Origin of the sequence: Phenylobacterium sp. (genome assembly GCF_016793225.1) — a bacterium.
Taxonomy (GTDB): Bacteria; Pseudomonadota; Alphaproteobacteria; order Caulobacterales; family Caulobacteraceae; genus Phenylobacterium.
This window is the reverse complement of sequence record NZ_JAEUMN010000152.1, coordinates 1-2088: the sequence shown is the minus strand read 5'-3', so window position 1 is coordinate 2088 and position 2088 is coordinate 1. Positions and strand designations below refer to the sequence as shown.

3 protein-coding genes and 1 pseudogene are annotated in these 2088 nt (G+C 69.4%); 2 read left to right on the top strand and 2 right to left on the bottom strand.

The window, feature by feature from the left end:
- Together JNK30_RS17750 and divK are read right to left on the bottom strand one after the other, a co-directional pair.
- Window positions 1-570: response regulator (locus JNK30_RS17750; protein WP_293484226.1), on the bottom strand; the 570-nt coding region annotated here is incomplete at its 3' end.
- Window positions 571-576: 6 nt separating this feature from the next.
- The gene (gene divK, locus JNK30_RS17745) at window positions 577-942 is read right to left on the bottom strand and encodes a cell-cycle response regulator DivK (RefSeq protein ID WP_293484224.1); all 366 of its coding nucleotides are present in this window, start codon (window positions 940-942) and stop codon (window positions 577-579) included.
- Between the two features lie 117 nt (window positions 943-1059).
- On the opposite strand from divK, the gene JNK30_RS17740 reads away from it, so the two are divergent.
- Window positions 1060-1710 (top strand): hypothetical protein, encoded by a 651-nt coding sequence (locus JNK30_RS17740; protein ID WP_293484222.1) that lies wholly within the window; start codon window positions 1060-1062, stop codon window positions 1708-1710.
- Between the two features lie 68 nt (window positions 1711-1778).
- A pseudogene (locus JNK30_RS17735) lies at window positions 1779-2088 on the top strand (hypothetical protein); the annotation flags it as partial.

Here is a 2088-nt window from a genome sequence, read left to right as displayed (position 1 = left end):
GAGCGCGGCCTTGTAGGCCTCGGTCTCCACGACCGGACGGTGCTCGATCGAAAGCTCGGCGGCGACGCGCTCGGCCTGGCGCTGATTGTCGTCGACGATGAGGATCCGGCCGCCCGAACCGCCCAGGCGCGAGGCGGCGCCGGCGATGACCCCCATGCGGCGACCGGAGGCCTCGCGGTCGCGCAACTCGTCGATCACGGCCTTCAGGCGCACCAGGCTGCGAACGCGCGCGAACAGCATCACGTCGTCGATGGGCTTGGTCAGGAAGTCGTCCGCGCCGGCCTCCAGGCCCGCGACACGGTCCGCGCGGCCGTCGAGGGCCGTGACTAGGACCACGGGGACGTGGCGGGTCTCGGGGTCGTCCTTCAGTCGCCGGCAGACCGCGAAGCCGTCCATGCCGGGCATCATCACGTCGAGCAGCACGATGTCCGGCCGCTCGGACGCGGCGATGGCCAGGGCCGTGGGCCCGTCGCAGGCCGTCAGCACGTCGTAGTACTCGGCCGAGAGCTTGGCCTCGAGCAGGCGGACGTTCGATTCGATGTCGTCGACGACCAGGATGCGGGCGGACATGGGCGGCTAGCTCAGGAGCCGCTTGATGGTCTCGAGGAAGTGGGTCACCGAGATGGGCTTGGAGATGTAGGCCTCGCAGCCGCCCTCACGGATCCGCTCCTCGTCGCCCTTCATGGCGAAGGCGGTCACCGCCACCACCGGGATATGGGCGAGGTCGTCGTCTTCCTTCAGCCACTTGGTGACTTCCAGCCCGGAGATCTCGGGCAGCTGGATGTCCATGAGGATCAGGTCGGGCTTGTGCTCGCGGGCAAGCGACAGCGCCGCCAGCCCCTCGCGGGTCTCGAGGGTCTCGTACCCCTGGGCTTCGAGCAGATCATGAAAGAGCTTCATGTTCAGCTCGTTATCCTCGACGATGAGGACTTTCTTGGCCATTCAGGACCCGACAGCGTGCTCGAGGCCAAGCCGGTTCTCGGCCCTCCCCACCCTGCGGATGGTTATCGGGTGCTATATCCTTAAACTTCGTTATCCGCGTCGCGAGGCAACCCCGCCGTGTCCCAGCCTCCCCCGATCCCGAACCTGACCGCGCTGGGCCTGGCGGCCGAACGCCCGCTGGTGCTGATCGACGTGGACGAGGTGCTCGGCCTCTTCATGCAGGGCTTCGGCGACTTCGTGGCGCAGCACGGCTACGAGATGCGGGTCGAGCGCTTCGCCCTCTTCCAGAACATCTATCCGCCGGGCTCGGACCAGCACATCGACATGGAGACCGGGCGTCGCCTGTTCGACGCGTTCTTCGCCACCCACTGCCACGAGATCGAGCCCGCGCCCGGCGCCATCGCGGCCCTGAACCGGCTGCACCGGCACGCCGAGATCCTGATCCTCTCCAACGCGCCACCCCAGGGCGAGAAGCTGCGCGCGGCCTGGCTGGCGAAGCACGGCATGGAGCATCCCCTGGTGCTCAACTCGGGGCCCAAGGGTCCGATCGCCAAGGGCCTCGTCGCCCAGACGCTGCACCCCACGGCCTTCGTGGACGACCTGCTCCCGAACCTCGACTCGGTGGCCGAGCACTGCCCGGAGACGGCCACGTTCCAGCACGTGGCCGACCTGCGGCTGCGCCCCTTCGCGCCCCGCTCGGACCGCCACCCGCGCATCGACGACTGGGCCGAACTGGGCGAGGCGCTAGAGGCCGCCGTCCGGCGCTGACGGGAGCCGGCCGCCACAGGCCCTGGTTTCCGGACGGCTGAGCTCCCACTCTTGTTGGGAGCCAGGTGGTGGGCGTGGATCGAGACACCGGGATCATCGCTGCGGACGGCGTGACGCTGGCGGGCGCCCTCGCCGGGCCGGCCCGCGCCGAGATCGGCGTCCTGATCCTGAGCGGATCGGGACCGCTCGATCGGAACTCGGACATGCCGGGCCAACCGCTCGGCGTCGCGAGGGCGCTCTCGGAGGAACTGGCCCGAAGAGGAGTCGCCAGCCTCAGGTTCGACAAGCGTGGCGTGGGCGGCTCACAGGGGACCTATCTGACCACGGGCTTTCATGACGAGACCGCCGACGCCGGGGCGGCCCTGGCCGCGCTCGGCG